Source organism: Methanosalsum natronophilum, from assembly GCF_024808815.1.
In the GTDB taxonomy this organism is placed as follows: domain Archaea; phylum Halobacteriota; class Methanosarcinia; order Methanosarcinales; family Methanosarcinaceae; genus Methanosalsum; species Methanosalsum natronophilum.
The window spans coordinates 1-1,765 of record NZ_JANUCS010000039.1 but is presented as its reverse complement, the minus strand read 5'-3'; the positions used below and the strand labels follow the sequence as shown (position 1 = coordinate 1,765).

Here is a 1,765-nt window from a genome sequence, read left to right as displayed (position 1 = left end):
CAGGTAAAGGAAGTAAAATGTAAGATATTAATACATAACATCGAAAGATATAACTCATTTACAATTATTATTTACATAAGGATTTCTACAGAGCCAAGAAAAATGCTTATTTTATTGAATAGTTTTCTCAAATGTGCTCATCTTTTTTTGAAAGGTCACACGTAGAATCTTTCAACACTTTAGTATAGCTTGTTTAGCTCCATTAATATAACAAAACATATATTATAGCTATCTTAGGAAATTAGGCTATTAAAATTAGTTATGAATACTATAAAGATTAATAGTTAAATAGATTTTACAAAATTTTAGTTAAAAGATTTTTGATTTTGTTCTAACTTGAAAACAATATCATTCTTCCGTACTTTTTGATCAACTTTAATTCCAACTTCATTACTTTTAGCAGCATGTTCAACAAAAACCCCATCTATTACTATGGAGTTTACAGTCTGCTCTAGAAAAGTAGTTTTACCTTCTATTACCATCACATCACCTAAACTAATTGAGCCTTGCTGTAAATGAATTAAGGCAGCACCTTGTTTATTGTAATAGTTAGTAACAATTCCAATAGCTTTTTTCTTGGTTGTTGAAGCATTCATGTCATGCTCGATCATAAAATTATGTTTAGAAGAGTTACCAAAATAATAGCCTGTAGAAAAACCGCGATTATAAACCGATGAAAGTTCATCTTTCAGCAAAGATAGATTGATTGAATAATCATCATCATAATTTAAGTAAGATAAGGCTCTTGAATAAGAAGAAGCTACTTTTGATATGTATCTTGAGTCTCTTAGTCTTCCTTCAATCTTAAAAGCATCAATGCCAATATCAACGAGTTCACTTAAATGTTCAATCATACAAAGATCTTTTGCACTTAAAAGATAATTACCATTTAAATCAATTACAGTGCCATCATCTGAAACAAGCGACCATTTCCATCGACATGGCTGTGTGCATTCTCCACAATTTGCAGATTTACCTAGAAGATGAGACGATAAATAACATCTACCAGATATCGATTGACACATAGCTCCATGAACAAAAACTTCAAGCTCTATAGTAGTCTGTTTCCTTATATCATTAATATTATCAAGGGACAGTTCACGTGCTAAAACAACTCTCTCGGCACCCAAAGAATGATAAAATTCAACTGATTCAATATTAGATACATTCGCTTGAGTTGATATATGAACTTTGAGGTCATTATCCAATGCTTTTATTATGGCAGCTGGATCCCAGCATATTACAGCATCTACTTCTGAAGATTTAGCAATATCCATGACATTATTTAATTCCTCCATGTCTTGTGGATAAATCACTGAATTTATTGTAAGGTATGCTTTAAGGTCATTTTCATGAATTAACTGAACAAACTCAGGTAATGACTTCTTAGTTATATCTTTTGCTCTTGCTCTTAGGCTCAGGCTGTCAAGTGAAAAATATACAGCCTCAACATAATCTTTACAAGCGTTAAGTGTAGCAATGTTCCTAATACCAGCAACTAGTTCAGGAATTTGAAAGTTTGAATGATTCATATTAGTATTTCACAGAATAACAATATTAAATAGTATTCTTTTATATTAATTAAGTAAAAAAATTTAATTAATAATTATTTCTCACATTTTTCATTCGTCTGTTCACTAGGTGGTGGTGTAATTAGAGTTATTACTATGGCTGCCAGCCCAGCTAGAGGTGTAGCTATTAGTATCGGATCTACTAACGTAAGCGTACCTGATATGATGGTTTCATTTCCAGTTAAGAACTGAGA

1 protein-coding gene is annotated in these 1,765 nt (G+C 31.1%); it reads right to left on the bottom strand.

Annotation, left to right across the window (positions count from 1 at the left end):
* Window positions 1-305 precede the first annotated feature (305 nt).
* Window positions 306-1,532 carry a peptidase U32 family protein gene (locus J2T59_RS10160; RefSeq protein WP_259135827.1) on the bottom strand — a complete coding sequence of 409 codons (1,227 nt, stop codon included), beginning with the start codon at window positions 1,530-1,532 and terminating at the stop codon, window positions 306-308.
* Window positions 1,533-1,765 lie beyond the last annotated feature (233 nt).

Coding starts and splice junctions, on each gene's coding strand:
- J2T59_RS10160 (WP_259135827.1), bottom strand. CDS start 1,532: ATGAATCATTCAAACTTTCAAATTCCTGAACTAGTTGCTGGTATTAGG.